The organism is Nonomuraea sp. NPDC001699, assembly GCF_053596455.1.
The window spans coordinates 14,927-35,425 of record NZ_JBSFGF010000037.1 but is presented as its reverse complement, the minus strand read 5'-3'; the positions used below and the strand labels follow the sequence as shown (position 1 = coordinate 35,425).

Here is a 20,499-nt window from a genome sequence, read left to right as displayed (position 1 = left end):
GCGTTAGTCGGCGCCTGTCGATAATTCCATCCATGCAGGTCAAGCCGCTTGTGAGTGCTCATGGAGGACGCCGCCGAGCCGGTCTCGTCGGCGTATGTTCAGGTCGATGATTGGCTCGGGATCCGTGATCGGATCGGGGATGGTGCGTAGCGGGGCGGCCTGGTTCAGGGCTTGATGGGCCCGGTGCTGGTTGTAGAAGTGTTCGTACTCGCGCTGGGCGTGCCGAAGGTGGTGTTCGTTCCACAGGAGGCAGCGGTCGAGGAGTTCGCGGCGGCAGGACTGCACCCACCGTTCCATGATGGATTTCATGCGGGGCATCCGGATGCCGGTGAGTACGGTCTGGATACCCGCGTCGGCGAGGATTCCGTCCATGAGGGTGGGGAACTTCCCATCCCTGTCTCGGACCCGAGAGCGTGCTCGGCAGCCTGCGTCTTCCAGGTCCATCACCAGATTCCTGATCACCTGGATGACCCGGCTCGCGCTCGGGTGAGCGGTGGTGCCGAGCACGCGGATCCGTCTGGTGGTGTGCTCGATGACGGCCAGGATGTCCTGGCGCTGCCCGTTCAAGGTGATGGTTTCGATGAAATCACAAGCCGGCAGGGCGCCGGCTTGCGAGCGCGGGAAGTCGGCCCACGTGGTGGACGCCCGCTCGGGCGCCGGACCAAGGCCGGCCCGCTTGAGGATCTCCCACACCGTGGACGGCGCGACCTTGATACCGAGTGTGGCAGCTCACCATGCGCCCTCCGACGGCCCCAGCCGGGGTTCTCGCGCACCAAGCGCAGGATGAGGGCGTGAATAGAGCGGACGGTGGGTGGGCGGCCAGGCCGCTTCGGCCGGGAGGTACGGGCGTGACGACGTCGCATGAAATCGCGGTGCCAGCGGAGAACCGTGTCCGGACGGATGAGGAGCCGCAGCCGGCACAGGACCTTGCGCGGCAGCGACGTCAGAAGCGCGGTAAGGAAGGCTCGGTCCTCGGGCGCGAATCGCACTCTGGTGTCGGCGCCGAGTTGGCGTTCAAGGACGGTGATCTGGTGGCGCAGGGCGAAGGACCTCGATGTCCTTGTCCCGTTCGCCCATGGGGAGCAACCACAGCGCGGCGAACGTGTTCGTGACGGTCAGGTAGGCCAGGCGAAGCAGCACGGCGGATCATCCTGCCGTACGCGCTTCCGTCTCCCGGGGGACCGGGGCTCGCGCACGCCACGCGAAGCCCTCGCAGAGTCATAACCTGAGTGGATGCAACCATCGGCAGGCGCACAGCCACCGCTGTAGCGTCCGATAGCAGACGCCGCCCTCGCCTTGGGCGGCGGCCACCTACGCCAGCGGCACTTCCTCGAAAAAGTGCGGCGCGAGCATCTCGTACCGGCTCAAAGCCTGGGCACGCCCGGCGTGACCGGCCGCACCGCCGGCGCGCCCGCTGCCCGGCCCGGCCTGTGCGCGTTGTTCGCCGACACTACTGACTCTGTCATCGTCCGACCCCACAACCGATGCCCACCAGTGAAGGTCACGGTTTACGACAACCTCCACACACCGGGATCTGCGGATTTTGACCGCGATCGGTAACGGATCGGTTCAGTTGCACCCCGCTAAGTGCGGTGTCTGATGCGCAGGGAGAGAAACACGCCGACCTGCTCGCTGGCGCGGGTGGTCAGGGGCTGACCGAAGGGCTGGCCGGTAGAGGGGCCCACAATCGCACCGTTCCGCCCTCGTCGATGCTGACGGCCAGCAGGGGGCCGTCGAAGGAGCGCAGCGCGGTGACGTCGCCGTTGGTGGGGGCGGTCAGGGGCTGGCCGACGAGCCGGCCGGTGGCGATGTCCCACAGCAATACCGTGTTGTCCTCGCTGTTGGTGGCTAGCAGAGAGCTGTCGGGGGAGAAGGCCACGTCCCAGACGGTGTTGGTGTGGCCGACAAGGGGTTGGCCGACGGGTCGGCCGGTGGCGGGGTCGCACAACCGCACCGCGGCCATGCTTCAGGTGGCGGCGGTCAGCGCGCGGGCGGCCATCCACGCCGAGGCCGGTGGGCGGTGGCGCAACGGTGTTTGCGGGCATGCTGAAGAGACTCCTGCTCTCGTGATTGATCAGGTGGGGGCCCGGGGTGGCCGGCGTGCTTGGCGGCTTGGACGGCCGCCCCCAGGGGATCAGTCAGAACCGCGGTTCGTCGCCGTCGTACACCCCGCCCGCGCTCTCAGGCCACGGCTCGCCGGCGCCTTCGGCGGGGCGGCGCGTGGTGGTGCGGGTGGTGGTCGCGTTGGCCCACCGCAGGCTGGGGCCGATGTCCTCGATGTCCAGGCCGTAGCCGGTGCGCCGCACATCGTCTGCCGAGATCCACCGGCGTTCCCCGGCTGGTGGCTGATGGTGCGTGCGCTGGAACAGCCACCGGGGGATTGGGTGGGTGCTCACACGGCCGTGCGCGGTCGCCTCGATGTGGTGGCGGTGCCGTTCGGTGCAGGCTTGACTTAAGGCAGTCTTCTACGTAACCAAGGTCACTTCCTACGTGAGAAGTACGAGTTCCTACGTAACTTTACCATCTATTTACTTGGTGATAGCCTGCTACTACCTCAGATGAGGCTCGTTGTTCGTCGTTCAAGGAGACACGATGGAACTTCAGCTTCCGGGCATCGGCTACAGGCAGGGCCAGCGGCTCATGGTCGTCACCGCCCTGGACCCGATCGCACTGGTCAAGACCGTCACCGAGCCCGACCCCTGGAACCCGGTGGGGGAGCAGCCACACGGCAACCGGCCGGTGGACAAGCCGCACCGCAAGCGCATCGCGATGTACCTGGAAGAGGAGGAAAACTTCGTCCTGAACTCTGTGGTGCTCTACGCCCGGCCGCAGGAGGCGCGCTTCGTCGCCGCCGACGGCTACAAGGAGGCAGCGGTCCAGTTGGGCACGCTGTTCCTGAACTACGGCGCGCAGTTCGACGTCGGGGACGGTCAGCACCGCATCGGTGCCTACTCCGACGTGATGAAGCAGCACCCCGACGAAGAGGACCCGATCCGGATCCGGATGCGCAAGAGCGGCCAGCCCGTCGTCATCGTCATCGATGACAACCCGCTGCACCGCGCGCAGGATTACACCGACTTGCAGCGCAACACCAAGGCGCAGCCGACCAGCCTGGCGATGAGCATGGACCGGCGGCAGGCCATCAACCGCGCGCTCATCAAGATGGTCCAGGACCCCAAGCTGCCAATCTTCGGCGACGGCGCCGGCCGCGTCGAGTTCATCGGCGACTCGCCGGGCAAGTTCAGCGCCAAGCTGCTGTCGTTCAAGACCATCCGCTACCTCAGCGGCACCGCCCTCATCGGCGTGAGCCAGCGCACCACCGCAGGGTGGGACAAGGCGGTGAACGCAGAGGTCGAACAGGACGAGAAGAAGGCCAGCCAGGTCCTGCACGAGCTGTGGGACGGCATGGGCCGCCTTCCCGACATGGCCGAGATCATCGACGGCAGTCGCACGACCGCTGACCTGCGCGAGAAGACCTACCTCGCCGCGGCCGGCGTCCTGTACGCGCTGGCCAACGCCGTCCACAAGGCGCACCACGACCACCACATCCCGGTGCCCAAGGCGATGGAGCGGCTGGCGACCGTGGACTACCGGCGGGCCGAGCGTGGCGAGGGCCAGCCGCCCCTGACGGCCAAGGACACGATCTTTGCGGGGACGCTGGTGGACCCCGAGACCGGGAAGGTCGGATCGGGCCGCCCCGCCTGGGAGGCCGCCAGCGAGGACCTGCTTAAGGTCATCCTCGACACCTAGCCAGGCCCTGCCGCAACGGCACAGACAGCTCAAGCACCTCCGCGTCCGCCAGCGTGACAACGCTGGCGGACGCGGAGGTGTCGGGGCCGGCCGGAACCGGTGACCACCGCCGTGGCTTGGGCGATGTCCGGGCCGAAGGCGATCACGCGGGGATAGGTGGGGTCTGGGTGGCCAGCGCGCGGGCTCGGGCGGCCATCCACGCCGGGGTCGGCGGCCGGTGGTGCGATGGGGTGGTTGCGGGCATGCTGAAGGTCCTCCTGTACTCGTGATGGGTCAGGGGTTGGGCCCGGGCGGCCAGCGTGCTTGGCGGCTTGGACGGCCGCCCCGGGGCGCGGTCAGAACGGCGGTTTGTCGCCGTCGTACATCTCGCCCGCGTTCGCAGGCCACGGCTCGCCGGCGCCTTCGGCGGGGCGGCGGGTGGTGGTGCGGGTCGGGGGTGCGGCGGCCCACCGCAGGCTGGGGCCGGTGTCCTCGATCTCCACGCCGTAGCCGGTGCGCTGGACGTCGTCTGCCAAGATCCACTCGAACTGGCGCAGGACGCTGGTGGCGATGACGCGCTGACCCTTGGCAAGGGACTGGCCGATGTGGTCGGCCAGGCGGAGCAGTACAGGAACAGTGGGTCGCCCTCGCGGTAGGTGCCGCTGCTCTGGTCGTAGACGCGGGGGTTGGAGGCGATGGTGAATCGGGCCATCGTGAAGCCGTCCTTGGCTTTGCTGATCTCGGGGCGTTGGTGAGGTTGCCGATGATGGTCAGGGTCGCCTGTCGGATAGGCATGATGTGGATCTCCCTATGCGTTTCGTGAGGTGCTGGTAATACGCACGAGCCTCGGCGCTGTGGGCGCCGAGGCTCGTGCGTGCGTTGATGCTGGTACGGGTGGCCCTAGGCCCTGTCTCAAAGGATCGTGAGCCAGTCGTTGATGGCCGCGATATGGACGGCGGCCTCGTAGCGGACGGCGAGTTTGTCGTACCGGGTGGCGATGCCGCGATGGCGTTTGAGCCGGTTGATGCCGCACTCGACGGCTGAGCGGGCGCGGTAGTCGGCCGCATCGAAGGACGGAGGACGTCCACCGCGGCTGCCACGCCGCTGCCAGGCGGCGATGCGGTCGGCCGGCTCAGGGATGGTGCACCGGATCTTACGAGCGCGCAGCTGCTGCCGGATCGCGCGGGAGGAATACGCCTTGTCAGCGCGGACGATCTCGGGTCGGGTGCGCGGGCAGCCGGGCCCCAGCCGAGGCACCTTGATGGCAGCCATGACCGTGGGGAACTGTGGCGCGTCGCCGCGCTGCCCAGCCGTCACCACCAGGGCCAGCAGACGCTGGCCCTGCTCACAGGCCAGGTGCAGCTTGGTCGACAGGCCGCCCCGGGAGCGTCCCAGGGCGTGATCGGCGGGCTCGGGCTGGGCACCACCGGGCGGCTCAGCCTGCGTCTGGCCGTTTCTGGAGGCGCCGGCCGCGTGCTGGTGGGCCCGGCAGATGGTGGAGTCCACGCCGACCTGCCAGCCGATCAAGCCCGCAGCATCGGCCAGAGCCTGTAGGTGGGTGAGGATCTGCTGCCAGACGCCGGCACGCTGCCAGCGGCGGAACAGGCTGTAGACCGCCTGCCAGGAGCCGTAGTACTCCGGCACGTCCCGCCAGGGCGCGCCCATTCGTACTCGCCAGCGGATGCCGTCGATCAGCTGGCGCTTGCTCCACCGCGACGGGCGACCTGCTTTCCTGCCGGCAGGCAGCAGCGGTTCCAGCCGCGCCCACTGCGCATCGGTGAGGTCGAACCGCCGCGTCACCGCTAAGGTGTCCACGAGGTCTCCGGGGTGTTGGTTCTTCTTGGTCGTTGAACCCTTTACCGGAGACCTCTCTGCATGTCCGGCTTCGACACGCTGTTGATCAAGACTTCGAAACAGGCCCTAACTCCCAGCTCAGTGAGCAGAGGCCGTGTTGCCCTGGGAGGCGGTTACAGGTTGCTTACGTGCTTGACGTGGTCTTGCCGGTCGCAGACGCAGCAGCGGTCGAAGTCGAAGCGTTCGGCTGACGCTTCCTCCCAGATGGCCATCCTGTTGGGACGCGAGGGGGAAGGGTCTATCACCCTGATGATGACGAGCGCGACGACTTCTTCCGCCCCGTGTTCGAACAGTTTGGACGCGGCGCTCTGCACGTGGGCGCCGGACATGAACCAGTCATCCACGAGGAGTACCCGTTCGCCCCGCAACACCTGATCTTCTTTTTGTGTCCCCAGGATGTGGAAGGCGTCGGGGTGGGAGTACCGACCGTAGAGCCTTGGCACATACTCATCGTTTGCCAGCAAGAGTTGCGGCTTGTGCAGGTCCCTCAATGCGCTGACGTCATTGATGACCCGCATCAGGGGGTGGAAAGCCTCAACGAGCTGGTTTCTCCGGGTGGTGGGGATGAAAGTCACCCGTGTGAACGGCCCGCCGGCTAAGCCTGTCAGGCATGCCTCGTGGGCTTCGTAGAAGCGGGACAAAGTCGCCGCCATCAGGGTGCGAGGCGTCATCCAACCCGGAGCCGCGTTTGACTTGCTGACCACAATCTTGAACAGGCCGTTGTCGTCGCCGTCCTGGACAGCTAACGAGATGGGCACCACATGCGTGGCCGGGCGGTAGAGCCCATCCATGGTGCGCTCGCAGCTTGAGCAGATGTCGTATGGCTCTCCTGTATCCGGATTGTTGTTAGGCCCCGTGTGGCAGATCCGGCAGACTCCGGAGCGCATCGCCGGAACGTTCCTGTACAGCTGGATGACATGGTCGGTGATCGCCCTAGCGTTACCCATAGTCAGAACATGGTCGTTTGGGAGCACATATCTACGAGATTGACCGCGTGCTTGGACAGGTCGTCAGTGTCCTGGACGACAGTGATGCCTCCCCGGAACCCTACCTGTGTGACCCACGAGTGTTCCTGCTGAAGCCGCTGGGGCACGAAGACGTGCTTGCCTGTCTTCAGCACCATTTCGGTGCAGCGGTGGCCGGGCCCGTCATCGCCGCCGTCCACGATGTACACGGTGGCGGCTAACCCGCAGGTCACGATGCGTTCCTGCGCGATCGTGCGGTCGGTGAGGGTGGTGTCGGGCCAGAATGGGGAGACCAACGCGCCGCGCTGGCCTATCTGCTGCGCGACACTCGCGTACGGTCCGAGCACGTCGGGTGCAGCCATCCCGCCGGCCAGCACGCCGAGCGTACGCCCGCCGGTGTCGAACACGGCCTCGTGGACGGCTGCATCCAGATCGGAACGCAGCGGCGCGATGACGGTAAGTCCGGCCTCAGCCAGGGCACCTGCAGCGGCGGCGGCAAGCGCGCTGTCGTGTTCTCCGACGATAGCGACGGCCCGGAAGTCTTCGGGAGTCATCCGGCCGCGGACCCACACGAACGGCTGGTAGTTGTTTGCCCACAGCATGTTGCCGGGGTACGTGTCGTCGAGGACGGTGAGGAGATGGATGTCGTCGACGCGCATGGTGGTGATGAGGTCGCGCGCTTGCTCGAGGTCTTCGATGCTCACGCGGGAACGGAGATCAGCGGCGTGTGCCTGGTCGGTTTCGTCCAGCCCGGTGACATCGCCGTCCATGAGCTTGAGGGCGCTGCCTGCAGAGGCGATGGCGCGGGCAGTGTGGTGCCAGGGCTGCGTGTGGGTGGCTTTGGTGAGGGCGAGAACGGCGGCTTGCTCATCGATCGTGGTCATGGTCATCACCATCTCGAACGTGGTTTCGGTGCAAACGTACGCTCCGACGCCGACAAGAGCGGCGACGGGATGCGTGGCTGCCTTGGGGCCTATCGTGCCGAGGTCGGCACTACGGCGGGGCAGGTTTACCGGGTTGGATACCTTGCCGTGCCGGCCGTGCCGCGGGAGCCTGGTCTTGGTCACCGGGTTTTCGGCGTCGTGCGTGAGTGGTGCGGCTTCGGCGGCTCCCTTCGTGGATGCTCTGTCGGCGGTGGGGAAGCAACCCCAGCGGGTGCCCAGGATTTCCGCGTCGGCCTCGATGGGTACGCCGCAGAAGGCGGTGGTTATGGCCTCCATGAGAAGTTGCCGGATGGCCTCAGCTTGGTCTTCGGGGACTTTGCGCCTGCTGAAAATTTCATCCACGCAGGTCAAGCGGCATGTGGCTTTTTGTGGAGGACTCCGCCGAGTCGGTCTCGTCGGCGTATGTTCAGGTCGATGATTCGTTCGGGGTCTGCGATCGGGTCCGGGACGGGACGCAGCGGGGCGGCTTGGTTCAGGGCGCGGTGGGCGCGGTGTGGTTGTAGAAGTGTTCGTACTTGCGTAGGGCGTGCCGTCGGTGGCGTTCGTTTCAGATGAGGCAGCGGGACAGGAGTTCGTGGCGACAGGACTGCACCCACCTCTCCATGATCGAGTTCATCCGCAGCATACGGATACGCGCGGACGGTGGTGGAGTCGACGCTTACCAGGCCGAGTTCGGCCTGTCCCCGGGCTGCGACCTCGCTGATCACGGCTTGCATCAGTTGCTCGAACACGCCGTCCCGCTCCCAGGTGCGGGACCGGTCGTAGGCGGTGGACCATGGCCCGTACTCCTGCGGCAGGTCACGCCAGGGGCTGCCGGTACGAAACCGCCACATCACCGCGTTGAACAGCCGCCGCAGATCCGGGATCGGCCCCCGCTCACCCAGGGGTAAGTGCGGCTCGATCAAGGACCATTCTTCGTCGGTGAGATCTCCACGCGCCATGTTCGATGGCCTACCAGGGCCACCGGCCGTACCGCAGCGCAGGCAATCCCTCTGATCTCAACTCCGTACAGGCTCTAGCACCGTTTGCACAGGTACACAGAAGGCGTCCAGTAGTACGAGCATGTGCGCTCGCTGCACGGCGGGCGCTTCTGCAGGGTCTGATGGGACCTTCCCATGGCCGGCGGGCCGCATCCGCCGGTCTTGCCTTGCGCCGCGCCTCACTGCCCGCAAGGCGGCATTCCGTCACTCTCGGCGTGGTCTGCCTGGGCGCCCCGCCTAGGAAGGTGCAGCCGCACGTCCCATTCCACTACACCGCTGATGCAAAGTCCGATCGAACACACTCATACGACCCTTTAACGCACAAACCGGATTCAGGCGATATCGCCACGACCCTCAACTAGGAATGCCTCCGATCTACACGCATTGGACGGCCAGAAGATGTCGACCAAAACCCATGCATCTCAGACGGAACAGCGGTACCGTAGCACCACGTCGATACCGGAGTGACGGTGCCAGGATATAAGAAGATTAAGCGGATCGGGTCGGGCGGCCAGGCAAACGTATGGAAGGGCGTAAATGTTGACACTGGTGACATAGTTGCTCTTAAATATCTGCAACTGCAAGGCGACAAGCGAGCCGACGCGGGGACAATTGCAGAGGAACGCGCCCGCTTCATCCGTGAGGTGCGCATCCAGAAGGGGCTGGACCATCCGAACATTGTCCCTGTCTTGGATTATGCTGACAAGGGCTATCATCAATGGTATGCGATGCCTCTTGCTGAAGAGACGCTCAGTGAAGCCCTAAAAGCCGACAGTAGAAGCGAATCCTGGTCGCTTGAGATTATTCACCAGGTAATCAACGCGATGGAGTATGCTCATGGTCGCGGCGTAATTCATCGGGATATCAAGCCCAACAACATTCTGAGGATTGGCGACGATTGGCTTGTTTCGGATTTTGGATTCTGTAGAGACCTAAAGTCCGACAGCCTACTGATAACCAAGGCAAACACCTTCCTTGGGACCCCCTACTATGCGGCTCCCGAACAATACGACGACGCACATCTGGTTGGCCCGACAGCGGATGTTTATGCCATTGGGAGAACACTTCTTCACTGTCTCACGGGAAAGCAAGCAGGGCCATCTCTTAAATTTGACGGCGTCGCTGCACCTTTCGAATACATAATCAGGAAGTGTGCCGCTGAAGAGCCAGACGACCGGTATCAGTCCGTTGCCGAACTGCGAACGGATCTCATCGCGGCTAGCGTATCAACGGCATAGAGACTATGATAAGGAGACGCCATGTCTTCAATGTTCAAGGAAGACCCCGTTTTTAAGGCGACGCCTGAAGCCGTTGGCGCGCTGGTCGCTTCTATTCATAAAGGCACGCTAGCACTTCCAGACTTTCAGCGCAGCTTTGTCTGGGAGCCTAGGCGAACCATTGAGCTCCTGAAGTCGATCATCTCGCGATACCCTGCCGGCACCCTGCTTACATGGGAGCAGTCAGATACGCACTTCGGCTACCGCAAGTTCGAGGGAGTTCCCCAAAGCGACACTAAGCCGCGCCGTCTCGTGCTAGACGGGCAGCAGCGTCTGACTTCGCTATATCAGGCATTGACGGGAACCGGCGATTACCGATTCTTCATGAAAGCATGGCCTTTCATAGATCGAGAGAACCGCACTCTCCGCCCGCTGGAGGATGTGGATCTAGACAATACGCTCATCGCGTATGACGCCAACCGCAAATCCCGCCACAATCCTGCCAGCGAAGACTGGCAGATAGCGAATGGCGTATTCGCACTCGCCGACTATGAGAAACTGCGTCCATGGTTCAAGAAGCTAGCTCGCACGGTTACGCCTGATCGAGATGAAGCTGACCAATTGGAGGAGCTTCTACATCAGCTGCGAGACACCTACCTGCAGCCTCTCGAATCCTACGCCTTCCCGGTTGTAGACCTGCCCGAGCAAACTTCCCTGGTCGCGGTCTGCAACATTTTTGAGACTCTTAATAGGTCAGGGAAGGTTCTAGGCCCATTCGAACTGCTGACAGCCAAGTTCTATCCTCAGCATGTCAACATGCGAGAGCTATGGGATGCCGCGCGCCAAGAATATCCGATTCTTAGCGAGTTCGATATAGATCCGTACAGTCTACTCCAATCCATCTGCCTGCGTGTACATAATTCAGCCCAGCGGATCGATGTACTCAATAAACTTAGCGCAGAAGACATCAAAGACCAGTGGGACGTTGTCGTCGCTGCCGCTGCGGATGTCATGGACATGCTGAAGCGGGAGTGCGGCGTAATATCGATTCATTGGCTGCCATATGGAATGCTTCTTGTGCCTATGGCTGGAGTATTTCCGGAGATCAGTCACCTTCGGTCGTCATATCGAGTTACTGCCAAAGAGCGACTACTCCAGTATTATTGGTGCTCGATTTTCTCGGAAAATTACGATCAGGGTGCCAACAGTCAAGCCGGTGCAGACTTCCGCCTTCTGCGCAGTTGGATATTGGACGAATCCGCCGCAGCTCCAGAAGCGGTCGCCGAATTCGACCTTACAGATTCCGATATCCTTAGCGCGCGCGCGAACCGGAAGGCGCTATACAGAGGATTCGTATCTCTTCTAATTCAGCAAGGTGCCAAGGACTTCAGTTCGGCGCAGGCTATTTCAAGCACTTTCGCCAGCGAAACAAAGATCGACACTATGAGAGTGTTCCCTAAAGCGTGGCTGGATAAGAGCGGAAATAATCCAGAATCCCACGGCGCAGACCTGATACTCAACCGAGTACTGGTAGACCAGATCACAAAGAAGGACATCCGTGATCGTCCGATAAGCGAGCATCTTCAATTGCTGGATGCGAGCAGTCAGCGCAAGTTTATAGAAGTACTAGACTCGCAGCTCATAGCGGCAGAAGACGAAGAAAGTGGGCTGCGCTCCTACAACTATGCGCTATTCTTGCGAGAGAGACTTTCGCTCTTGATTGAGATGATCGAAAGCGCTACTGGACAGTCAATAATATATGAGCCAGATTCGTCGGAATTCTGAACTGCCTCGGCGATGAGCTAGGTGTTCCCCCGGTAGCGGTATGAGGCGGTGCTGACCGTCTCCCGGGGGAACAAGGTTGTGTCGCAAGTTGGGCGGTTCTAGCGACCTTGATCGGATTTCAACGCCCGCTTCTATTCGGCGATTGATCTGATCATCACGCCCATTGAGGCACCTCTCGTGAAGGACCTTCTTACGTGCCCAGGCGAGGCAGGTGCTAGCCGTCGACCTCTTCCATGTCGACGCGGCCTTCTTGAAGCGCCTGTACGTGTTGTTCGTGATGGAAGTGGCCACCCCTCGTGTGCACCCACTCGGGTGTGACTGGCAACCTCACTGGTGCCCGGACGGCCAGCAGGCCCGCGACCTGCTGATGGACCTCGGCGGCCGGGCCGGTTCGTCCCGCTTTCTCATTCGCGACCGAGATGCCAAGGTCACCCGCGTCTTGGACACAGTCTTCGCCGGCGCGGGCGTTACGGTGGTGAGGACACCGCCGTGGAAGCCACGGACCGAAACTGCTATGCCGAGCGATGGGTGCGCACTGTACGGACGGAGTGCGCCGACCGCATGCTGAATTACAACGAACGACGCCTACGCTTGGTGTTGGCTGGATATGTCGACCACTACAACGGCCATCGCCCACACCAGTCCGGCTCACACCTACCGCCCGATCACGATGAGCGGACCGCCATGTCGCTGGGAGGCCGGACCTGCACGATCACTTTACATCGAATTTGGGGACGATGACTCGCGTCCATGTGGTGATCTTGTCTAGAAGCTTGAGGATGACCTCTCGGCCAGCTGTGGAGAACGGCAAGACGAGGAAGGACGGAGTCATCAAGACTACGATCAAGATGGCTGGGGCGACCAGTAGTCCCGCTAACGCGACACGCTGCCAGGTAGCGTTGACGATGAACAATATTGCCCACCTTCATTGAGCAAGAGACCCTGTGACGTTGTGGCGAACGTCTGCGGATCTCTCGCATGTTAAAGACGGTGGTGGGCGTTCAGAATCAAGCTTCTCCAATATACCTGCATGTTCGGCCATCAGCATAGCTGAGCGGAACTTAGAGGTTTCGTTTATGGCGGGCGAGGAGTGTCAGCGCTGGGATATTGAGTTACATGGCCAGAGCTGCGGAGGTGGCCTGGTGCGGCCGCCCTGCACGTCCCTCGAAGAGGGTGCCTACTCGAGGTCGCGCCATGTCCATATCCCGGCAGGGGTTCCATCCGATTTGATTCCAAAAAGGGGCGAATCAACCCAATCGCATTCAAGGCTTCGTTGGTAGTGCCCTGCCGCGAAAAGCCGTTTGACCAGGACGGCCACCTGTCGATGGAACGCGAGTTCCCGCAAGGCATTGAGCAGCGTGGCTGCGGCTGAGAAGTCGTCGAGGGCTGCATGTCTCGCGGCCCTGTCTGCCAGCGTACGGATCTGCTGACTGGCTTTCACATGGTGCAATTCGATCATCAGCTCGACCACGGCCTGCGGGTCGTCGACGGCCGCGTCAGCGGCTCTGGCCGCCAGTGCGCGCACTTGCTCGGCGGCCTCGACATTGTCAAGGGTGCTGAGCAGGCGTGCCACAGCGGCTGGGCGGCCCAGCGAGGCGCGCGCGGCAGGGGCGCGGTTCAGCAGCGTCTTGATGTGGTCATCGGCCCCGACCTTGCGCAGGTTGGTCAGCAGCGTTGCCACAGCGCCGGGGTCGTCGATCGCGACGAGGTCGACGGCGCGGTCGGCCAGCCTCGTTACCTGCTCGTTCTCCCCCATGGCGTGCAGCGTCTTCAGGAGTCGGGTCACGGCGCTCATCTCGTCGATGCGGGCCTGTCTCGCGGGGTCAAGGGCCTGGAGCAGGGCGCTCTGTTCGCCCTCCCCTGCATGCTCCAGCCGCTGCAGGAGGTCGGCCACGGTCGCAGGGGCGTCCATCGGGATGTGCGCAGTGGCGTGACCGGTCAACGTCATGGTGTGCTCGCGCGCATTCCGGTTCTGCGGCCTTGCCAGCTGCCCGGTCATTGCGGCCGTGTCGTCAAGGGGGACCTGCGCTGCGGAAGCGCGGCGGGTCAGCAGCAGTCGCATCTGCTCGTCCGCCCCGAGGTGATACAGCGTACGCAGCAGGTCGCGCACGACCTCGGCGTCGTCGACCGGAACGTGCATTGCGGCGCGGGTGGCCAGCACGCTGACGTGGGGGCCGACGGGACCGAGGTCGCGCGGGCGGGCCAGCAGGCTGGCATGTTCGTCCAGGTCTAGATTCCGCAGCGCGTACAGCAGCCGCTGCACGTCGCCCGGATGATCGAGGGCAGCGTACGCGGCCGGGTCGCGCTGAAGGAGCGCGGCGATCTGGTCGCCGGCGTCGAGCTTGCGAAAGCCTGTCAGCAACTCGGCCACCTCTGACGGTTCAGCGAAGGACACGTGGGCGACGGCCCGGCCGGCCAGCACTGTGAACTGTTCGTCAGCTTCTACCTTCCGCAGTACCTTCAGCAGCTCGACTACGGCGGTCATGAGATCAAGGGGAGAGCGCGCGGCGGCGCGGCCGGCCAGCGCCGTGAGTTGTTCGCTCGCCCTTACCTCCCGCAAGGTGCTTAGCAGCCATCCTGTCGCCTCTACGTGGTCAAGGGCGACGTCCTCGGCGGCGCGGCCGGCCAGCTTCAAAACCTGGTGGTGCGCTCCTAACCGGTGCAACACGCTTAGGAGGTTGGCCACGTGGGCGGCGTGCTCGAGGGTTGCATGTCCGGCGGGGTCGCGCGCCAGCAGCGTACTGATCGGACCCCATGTTCCGGCCAGCCAGAAACTGTGCAGCAGCTCGCTGACGAGGTCTGGGTCGTCAAGGGCGGCGTAGGTGGCGGCCCAGTCGGCGGCGTCGTGGATGACGTCATCGAGGGCGCGGACGTGCTCGACGAGTTCGGCGGCGGCGCGGGTGTCGCCATGGCGGGTGGCGTTCTTCCACAGCTGGGCCGCCTCGCGAGACAGGCCACGCGCGTGCGCCGCCCGGCCGAGGGCGCCGAGGTCTCGGGGCAGGGCGTGTAGAGCGGCCACGGTCCAGAATTCTTCGGGCGGCAGCCGATCGGTGCGGTCGCGGGCACCGTGCTGGTCGAGGTAGTCGGCCAGCACGTACAGCGACCCGGTCTGCTGTCCGGCAGGTTGAGCAGGTCCGGTACGACTGGCCCGCTCGCCATGGCCGGAGCCGCCGAGAGGTGGTCTCTGTGTGACGCGGGTGAGAATTTTGGGGATTGCCCTGCCAGGCGGGGCCAGGTACGCCAATGCCTCATCCAGCCAGCGCTCGTTGTCCAACTGCTCCCAGTCGGCATCGGCCAGGTAGTAGGGGACTGCCTCAGCCAGCAACGCCCACGGAAGCTTTTGCCCGCAGCCGAGCCTGCGGGCGTCCATCGCAGCGTGGATTAAGCCCTTGGCCGCCGGCGACGCGTTGCGGTAGCGGCTCATCAAGACCGGCGCCCCGGCCAGATACTGGGTGATCTGGCCATCTCGGGTGCGCTCAGCCGCTTCTGCAAGGCGGGAATCCTTCCTAACCTGAACGGCGAGCGCGTCCAGATCGGCGCCGGTGAAGGCGGCAGGAACCTCGATGTCGGCACCGGTGAGCAGCTCCCGCGCGTGGGCGTGCCGGTCCGGTTCGGCCCGACCGGTCAAGGCGTCCCAATACTTTGGCCACAGGGTGGCCAGCACCAGCACCGGCGCCCTGCGCGCATTACGTAATAGGTTCCGCAGCGCGGCAGCCACCTGCTCGCCCCGTTCCCGGTCCGTCAGATAGAACTGGGCCTCGTTCAGCCATATCACCGTGCGCGGACCAATCTTGGCCAGATCGGCGAGCACCGCCTCGGGACGGCTCGGTTCGATGGGATGCCACAGCCGCCACGACTCCGGCTGGGTCCGCAGCTGGTGAAGCGCCTCCCAGCAGGCCCGGGTCTTACCCGTCGACGATTCCCCCACCAGCACCGCGATCCGGCTGTCGCCTGCGGAAGCGTGCTCCACCATCTTGCGCAGCGCTCGGTCATGATCGCGCTCAACGTAGGAGGGCAGCGCTGGCAGGTCGATAGTGCCGGCGTCGATGGCGCGATGCACTTCCAGGTCGAAGCGGAATGGATCGGTCACCTGTTCCAGCGGCCAGCCCGGCCGCATCCGGTCCAGCACAGCCCGGCCCTGCTGCGCCTGCACTGCGGTGCGTGTCGCTTGCGCGCGACGCTGGGCCTCGGCCTGATGGGCCGTCCGCCAGCGTCGCTCATCCAACAGCATTGCCACGTCGGAGTCCTGGTCCAGGCCGGCGCTTCGAGCCCGGGCCTGCAGCGCGGCCAGCACGGTCAGCAGCCGGTCGGGCTGCTGAGGGAACCCCTTGCCGCACAGCCAGTTGCCGATTGTGGTCGGACTGACATTCGCGGCCCGGGCCAGAATACGAGCCGACGGCTCGCCCCTCAGCCGCTCGCGGCGGAACTCGACCAGTTCGGTGAGCAGGGCGAAGTAGTCCCCGTCTCGTGCACCCGCCGTAGGATCCGTCACGGCCGTCTCCCTCGACACCTCTGTTTAGCGTCCATCCTGCCCTGTGGACAGCCGTTCTGGACACAACCTTTCCGATGTGCGCTCGAGGCAACTGTGCAGCTGTTTCGCCTCTTCTGGCGTCGATTCGCGGTACAACTCCTCATGGACGGCGGTGTGGACAGGCAGTTTCGAAGTGTCCACCCCCTGGCGCCGGGGACCCCCATTGCTTTGACGGGAGCCCTTCTCGATGAGTCTCGTGCAAATTTTGTCCCTGCTGCTCGCTCTGTCCATCACGCTCAACATCGCCGTCGGTGCCACGCTCCTCGCCCGCTGGGCCGGCGTCGGTCTCGGCAACGCCATCCTCACCGGAGCGGGTGCAGCCGCCACTAGCCTCGCGCTCTACCTCGCCGCGGTTGCCGCCTACCACTGAGCAGGCTGCCACGCTGTAACGCGGCCGGCTCATCACCAGCTGGACTGGTATGAGCCGAGTTGTCTCCATGTGAGGAACAGCCTCTGCTCTATCCGGCGGTCGCAGGTTCGACTCCTACAGGGCGTGCTTCTCCACCTGCGGAACTCCAGCCGCAGTCGCGGCCGGCGGCGGCACGAGAGGCAAGGCTGGAGCCAGACGCTGAGCTGCCGCTCCAGCGTGTTCGTGGGCATTCAGCACCGGTCGGGCTGTCTTCCCGGGTGGCTTTCTGGGTCACCTTCGGTGGCAGCACCGAGATGTAGGCGTCGGCAGTCAGCACGATGCTGGCGCGCCCCAGCGTCGCTTGCACCGTCTGGGTCCTTGCGCGCGGTACAGCTTCGCGGCGCCGTGCCATGCCTCGCCGTGCTATCTCCCTGATGTGTCGACCGCTGACATGCGAGTCGGGAAGAATCCGGGCCTACTCGATCCTTCCCCGGCGAACCGGTAGGTGCATGCCCTGGAGATCACGCCGGCCGGTGGGTCTCCGTTCTCGATGATGATTGATTGCCCGGAGAAGTTCAGCATGTCTCGGTAAAGTGGTCGACCACGGTTGATGTCAGTGTGATGTCATCGTCGGCCGATTCGATGATGGGATCCCGGTAGGCGACAATTGGGGAGTCAAGGACGACAAAGCCCAGATGAGGTGTGGACTTGTTGAGGCAATAATTGGCCAGAGCGGTCGTAAATGCTGAATGTAGAACCGAACGGACACCCTTGCCGTGATTGGCCCGGTGTCGACATCCCGCACGAATGTCCATGGTGTACTGGTCGTACTCCGCGAACTCCACAGCGGGTACCTCCCAGGCATCCAGCGTGCGGCCGGGCGTCTCGTCGAACACGGACAGAATCCGGGTGGGGACGTATTCGGCAGGTCGAGTTGCGGGCACGGCTCCCTCTCCCACCAGCCGCGACCGTCGCTCCTCCAGCTCGTCGATGCGTTCGGGGAGTTCCAGGGCCCGCTCTACGGACGAACGGGCCTGCAAGATCTCCTGCAGGCGCTCGCGTATAGGCGTAATCAGTTCCTCGGCTCCCGTGATTTCCTCATCGATCTGAGCAGTCTCTTCGATGAGAGATCCCCGCCGGGCGCTGAGGTCGTCGAATTGCGTCCGTAAGTCCTGGATCGTGGGGAGCAAGTCGGTGAGCAAGGCATTGGTTTTCGCGGTTTCGTTCTGTACCGTAATGTGTAGCTGGGTAGCTTCGTGGTCTCCGTGACCCGGGTTCTGATGCTCGGGCTCCGCGCCACAGAACACGCAGGTGCCCACCCGGAAGAAGCCGAGAATGCTGCCTGCTTCGGTCACCATTTCCAAGCGGGCGAGGTCTGATCGGTACTGTGCCTTCAGGAGGGAGAGTCTGGACACGAGGTCGCCGATCTCCCTGAGGCGCGATTCCACCTCTGCCAGACTCTCGGCAGTACGCATGGGTCGGGGAAGATGCCGACCACGTCGGTGCGGCGGCGGATCTCCTTGTTCAGCCGTTCTTGCGGGTTGTTCGACCAGATCTGGGTCCAGATCTCGCGCGGGAAGGCGGCGAAGGCCAGCAGATCCTCCCGCGCGGCGTCCAGATGCTGCGCGGCGGCTGGATGCTTGGTCTCCAGCGCGTCCAGCACCCAGGCGTGCTGGGCCCGCACTGAGGCGGCGTCGGGCTGATCGAAGATGGTCCGCACCAGCGTGGCCACGAACGGTTGCGCGCTCTTGGTCACGCAGGTGAGAGCAGGTTGCGCAGATGGTGGGTTCTGCATCGCTGCCAGGACGCGCCCGCCAGTACGGCGCCGATGGCCGAGACCAGGCCGCGGTGGCAGTCGGAGATCACCAGGTGCACGCCGGACTGGCCGCGGGCGACCAGGCCGCGCAGGAACGACAGCCGGCCCGCGCTGTCCTCGCCGGTGGTGACCTCCAGCCCGAGGAAGGTGTAGGGGCCGGCGTCCAAGGCCCGGGTGCGGAAGGCTTCGACCTGCTCGTCCAGAATCTTAGCCATCTGGCTGACCTGGCTTTTGGAGATGTGCTTGATGCCGAGCTGCTCGACCAGCTTGTCCACCCGCCGTGTCGAGACTCCGAGCAGGTACCTGGTGGCCAACACGCTGATCAGCGCCTGCTCGGCGCGGCGGCGGCGCTCCAGCAGCCAGTCGAGGAAGTAGGAGCCCAAGCGCAGCTTGGGGATCGCCAGCTCCACGGTGTGGCTGTTGCTTTTCGAAAACGATCTTTGTGTGTCATGGGTTTGGTGATCTGAGTGACTCTTGTATGGGTGGATGGCAAGAGGCTTCCGACGGGTTGATCGGGATCAGCAGTTTCTGCTGCCGGTGGATATGCGTGAATGGCTTCCCGACGACCATGTGGCGTGGGTGCTGCTCGAGGTGGTCGAACATCTGGACGTCGCTGCGCTGGAGGCTCGGTATGTCCAGAGCGGCCCGGGCCGCCGGGCCTATGATCCTCGAATGCTACTGGCGCTGCTGATCTATGCGTACTCGGCTGGAGTGCGCTCGTCGCGGCAGATCGAGCGGTCGTGCCGGACGGATGTGGCGATGCGGGTGATCTGCGGGCTGCAGGCGCCTGATCACACGGTGATCGCTCGGTTCCGACAGCGGCATCAAGACGCAGTGCGGGATCTGTTCACGCAGGTGCTGTTGATCTGCGCGAAGGCCGGGTTGGGGCGGCTCGGGGTCATCGCCGTGGACGGCACGAAGATCGCGGCGAACGCGGCGAAGAAGGCCAGCTGCCGTCGGCAGTGGCTGCAGCAGCAGGTCGATGAGATCCTCACACGGGCCGCGGCGGAGGACGCAGCCGAGGACGCTGCGCTCGGGGCGGGCGAGTGCAGCGAGGAGACGCCGCGGCAGTTGCGGGCTCGGCGTGATCGGGAAGAGCGGATCAAGCAGGCGCTGGCTGAGGTGATTGCCGAGGAGGCCGAGCGTGGGCTGGATGCCGAGTCCGCGGCGGCCAAGGAACTCGCATTCCTTGAGGCGACCCGGGCCGGCCGCAGTGACGTGGGGTCTCGACCGGTGGGGGCCGATCCTGTGGCGATCGCCGAAGCGAGGCTGCAAGCAGCCCGAGACCGGCTGGCCGAGGAGGTCGCGGCCAAACGCGAGCGGATCGCGGTGGTGCGCGAGCAGATCCGCCAGTTCGAGGCCGGTCAGGGACCCAAGCCGCATCTCGGGCCGTTCAGCTTCGATGAGAATCGCGGTCAGCAGGTGGCCCGAGCCAAACGGTGGGTGGCCCGGGCCGAACGGGAACTGGCCACCGCCCGAGCACGCAAGGCCGCACCTCCCGCTGAGGACATGCAGGCTGATCTGTCACCCGTGCCGGGAGGGGGCAGGCATGGGCCGCGCGGCATCACCGCCAGGAGCGAGCGCCCGGTCGCCCGGCGCAATGTAACCGATCCCGACAGCAGGCTGATGCACGACAGCCACGGAGGCACCGTGCAGGGATATAACGCCCAACTCGCGGTGGCAGACGACGGCCTGATCCTTGTCGCTAAAGTCGTCCAAGACCTCAACGACCGACGGCAACTGCGACCAATGAGCCAGGCGGCGCTTCGTGCGGCGTTGCTGGTTCACCAAGCCCGGTGCCTGCGCCAATGCCCGACCCTGGGCGGATGCTGCATCAACGCCTCAGAGCTGCAAGCCGATGGCGACCCGCGCGGTTGCGCTGACCTGGACTGTCCGTGCCTGGCCGACTGGATCGGCCCCCTGCTGTTCGATGCCGGCTACTGGACCCAAGACAACCTGACCGTCCCCGGTCCGGACCGGCTCATCGCGCCCGGGAAGAACTCTGCCCTGCCCCCGGTCGGCCAGCACCACGCCCCTCCGCCCCCAGACGCAGATCCAGCCACCCACATGATCCATCGTCTGGCCTCGAAAGAAGGCGCCACGCTCTACAAACGGCGTGGTGCCACGGTCGAACCTGTCCACGGTCATCTCAAGGACCGCACCGCCTTGCGACGCTTCGCCCGCCGTGGCCTGCCCGCCTGCCAAGCAGAGCTAACCTTCGCCGCCATGGTCCTCAACCTCGGCAAGTTCTGCCGCCTGGCGTCGCCTCAGCGCACAGCCGCACTGACCGGCTGAAAGCCGCGGCGCTCATCGGCAGGACTCTGGGCTC

The 20,499-nt window shown here is 64.4% G+C and carries 17 protein-coding genes and 1 pseudogene; 6 read left to right on the top strand and 12 right to left on the bottom strand.

All coding sequences use genetic code 11. The features are described from left to right. Positions 1 to 39 precede the first annotated feature (39 nt). From ACWCSU_RS49295 to ACWCSU_RS49280, 4 genes are all read right to left on the bottom strand, one after another. On the bottom strand, positions 40 to 693 hold the full coding sequence (locus ACWCSU_RS49295; RefSeq protein ID WP_449943789.1) for an integrase core domain-containing protein: 654 nt from the start codon (positions 691 to 693) through the stop codon (positions 40 to 42). Between the two features lie 321 nt (positions 694 to 1,014). Beyond that, complete coding sequence (locus ACWCSU_RS49290; protein ID WP_449943787.1) at positions 1,015 to 1,140, bottom strand: hypothetical protein; 126 nt, start codon at positions 1,138 to 1,140, stop codon at positions 1,015 to 1,017. 505 nt (positions 1,141 to 1,645) lie between these two features. After that, positions 1,646 to 1,954, bottom strand: coding sequence for a WD40 repeat domain-containing protein (locus ACWCSU_RS49285; RefSeq protein ID WP_449943784.1), 309 nt, complete (start codon positions 1,952 to 1,954; stop codon positions 1,646 to 1,648). A 184-nt stretch (positions 1,955 to 2,138) separates the two neighbouring features. After that, complete coding sequence (locus tag ACWCSU_RS49280) at positions 2,139 to 2,396, bottom strand: hypothetical protein (protein WP_449943781.1); 258 nt, start codon at positions 2,394 to 2,396, stop codon at positions 2,139 to 2,141. 196 nt (positions 2,397 to 2,592) lie between these two features. Here ACWCSU_RS49280 and ACWCSU_RS49275 point away from each other — a divergent pair, with 196 nt between their 5' ends. Beyond that, positions 2,593 to 3,750, top strand: coding sequence for a DNA sulfur modification protein DndB (locus ACWCSU_RS49275; RefSeq protein ID WP_449943779.1), 1,158 nt, complete (start codon positions 2,593 to 2,595; stop codon positions 3,748 to 3,750). A 335-nt stretch (positions 3,751 to 4,085) separates the two neighbouring features. On the opposite strand, the gene ACWCSU_RS49270 is transcribed toward ACWCSU_RS49275, so the two are convergent. The 5 genes from ACWCSU_RS49270 to ACWCSU_RS49250 all read right to left on the bottom strand — a co-directional run bounded on the left by ACWCSU_RS49270 (position 4,086) and on the right by ACWCSU_RS49250 (position 8,433). Next, the gene (locus tag ACWCSU_RS49270) at positions 4,086 to 4,265 is read right to left on the bottom strand and encodes a hypothetical protein (RefSeq protein WP_449943777.1); all 180 of its coding nucleotides are present in this window, start codon (positions 4,263 to 4,265) and stop codon (positions 4,086 to 4,088) included. A gap of 376 nt (positions 4,266 to 4,641) precedes the next feature. Next, positions 4,642 to 5,544: an IS5 family transposase gene (locus tag ACWCSU_RS49265; RefSeq protein WP_449943774.1), complete on the bottom strand. Its 903-nt coding sequence runs from the start codon at positions 5,542 to 5,544 to the stop codon at positions 4,642 to 4,644. A 152-nt stretch (positions 5,545 to 5,696) separates the two neighbouring features. After that, entirely contained in the window at positions 5,697 to 6,374 is a 678-nt protein-coding gene (locus ACWCSU_RS49260; RefSeq protein ID WP_449943771.1) for a hypothetical protein, read from the bottom strand. A 158-nt stretch (positions 6,375 to 6,532) separates the two neighbouring features. After that, complete coding sequence (locus ACWCSU_RS49255; RefSeq protein ID WP_449943768.1) at positions 6,533 to 7,834, bottom strand: DNA-processing protein DprA; 1,302 nt, start codon at positions 7,832 to 7,834, stop codon at positions 6,533 to 6,535. A 5-nt stretch (positions 7,835 to 7,839) separates the two neighbouring features. Beyond that, entirely contained in the window at positions 7,840 to 8,433 is a 594-nt protein-coding gene (locus ACWCSU_RS49250) for a transposase (protein ID WP_449943766.1), read from the bottom strand. 509 nt (positions 8,434 to 8,942) lie between these two features. On the opposite strand from ACWCSU_RS49250, the gene ACWCSU_RS49245 reads away from it, so the two are divergent. The 3 genes from ACWCSU_RS49245 to ACWCSU_RS49235 all read left to right on the top strand — a co-directional run bounded on the left by ACWCSU_RS49245 (position 8,943) and on the right by ACWCSU_RS49235 (position 12,215). Next, the gene (locus tag ACWCSU_RS49245) at positions 8,943 to 9,710 is read left to right on the top strand and encodes a serine/threonine-protein kinase (protein ID WP_449943763.1); all 768 of its coding nucleotides are present in this window, start codon (positions 8,943 to 8,945) and stop codon (positions 9,708 to 9,710) included. A 21-nt stretch (positions 9,711 to 9,731) separates the two neighbouring features. Further along, positions 9,732 to 11,474 carry a GmrSD restriction endonuclease domain-containing protein gene (locus tag ACWCSU_RS49240; protein WP_449943761.1) on the top strand — a complete coding sequence of 581 codons (1,743 nt, stop codon included), beginning with the start codon at positions 9,732 to 9,734 and terminating at the stop codon, positions 11,472 to 11,474. 333 nt (positions 11,475 to 11,807) lie between these two features. After that, complete coding sequence (locus ACWCSU_RS49235) at positions 11,808 to 12,215, top strand: integrase core domain-containing protein (protein WP_449943758.1); 408 nt, start codon at positions 11,808 to 11,810, stop codon at positions 12,213 to 12,215. A gap of 436 nt (positions 12,216 to 12,651) precedes the next feature. Here the strand turns inward: ACWCSU_RS49235 and ACWCSU_RS49230 are convergent, their stop codons facing one another. After that, complete coding sequence (locus ACWCSU_RS49230) at positions 12,652 to 15,966, bottom strand: hypothetical protein (RefSeq protein WP_449943756.1); 3,315 nt, start codon at positions 15,964 to 15,966, stop codon at positions 12,652 to 12,654. Between the two features lie 226 nt (positions 15,967 to 16,192). Between ACWCSU_RS49230 and ACWCSU_RS49225 the strand changes: the two genes are divergently transcribed. Then, positions 16,193 to 16,375, top strand: coding sequence for a hypothetical protein (locus tag ACWCSU_RS49225; RefSeq protein ID WP_449943753.1), 183 nt, complete (start codon positions 16,193 to 16,195; stop codon positions 16,373 to 16,375). Between the two features lie 554 nt (positions 16,376 to 16,929). Here the strand turns inward: ACWCSU_RS49225 and ACWCSU_RS49220 are convergent. Further along, positions 16,930 to 17,802 carry a hypothetical protein gene (locus ACWCSU_RS49220; protein WP_449943751.1) on the bottom strand — a complete coding sequence of 291 codons (873 nt, stop codon included), beginning with the start codon at positions 17,800 to 17,802 and terminating at the stop codon, positions 16,930 to 16,932. An 8-nt stretch (positions 17,803 to 17,810) separates the two neighbouring features. Next, a pseudogene (locus ACWCSU_RS49215) lies at positions 17,811 to 18,583 on the bottom strand (transposase); the annotation flags it as partial. 73 nt (positions 18,584 to 18,656) lie between these two features. Between ACWCSU_RS49215 and ACWCSU_RS49210 the strand changes: the two are divergent. Then, positions 18,657 to 20,465, top strand: a complete 1,809-nt coding sequence (locus ACWCSU_RS49210; RefSeq protein WP_449943748.1) for a transposase — start codon at positions 18,657 to 18,659, stop codon at positions 20,463 to 20,465. The last annotated feature ends 34 nt before the right edge of the window (positions 20,466 to 20,499 follow it).

What these genes read in the sequence shown, in the direction of transcription:
- ACWCSU_RS49225 (WP_449943753.1), top strand. Translation starts at nt 16,193, where the DNA reads ATGAGTCTCGTGCAAATTTTGTCCCTGCTGCTCGCTCTGTCCATCACG.
- ACWCSU_RS49275 (WP_449943779.1), top strand. Translation starts at nt 2,593, where the DNA reads ATGGAACTTCAGCTTCCGGGCATCGGCTACAGGCAGGGCCAGCGGCTC.
- ACWCSU_RS49240 (WP_449943761.1), top strand. Translation starts at nt 9,732, where the DNA reads ATGTCTTCAATGTTCAAGGAAGACCCCGTTTTTAAGGCGACGCCTGAA.
- ACWCSU_RS49260 (WP_449943771.1), bottom strand. Translation starts at nt 6,374, where the DNA reads ATGGATGGGCTCTACCGCCCGGCCACGCATGTGGTGCCCATCTCGTTA.
- ACWCSU_RS49250 (WP_449943766.1), bottom strand. Translation starts at nt 8,433, where the DNA reads ATGGCGCGTGGAGATCTCACCGACGAAGAATGGTCCTTGATCGAGCCG.
- ACWCSU_RS49210 (WP_449943748.1), top strand. Translation starts at nt 18,657, where the DNA reads ATGGCAAGAGGCTTCCGACGGGTTGATCGGGATCAGCAGTTTCTGCTG.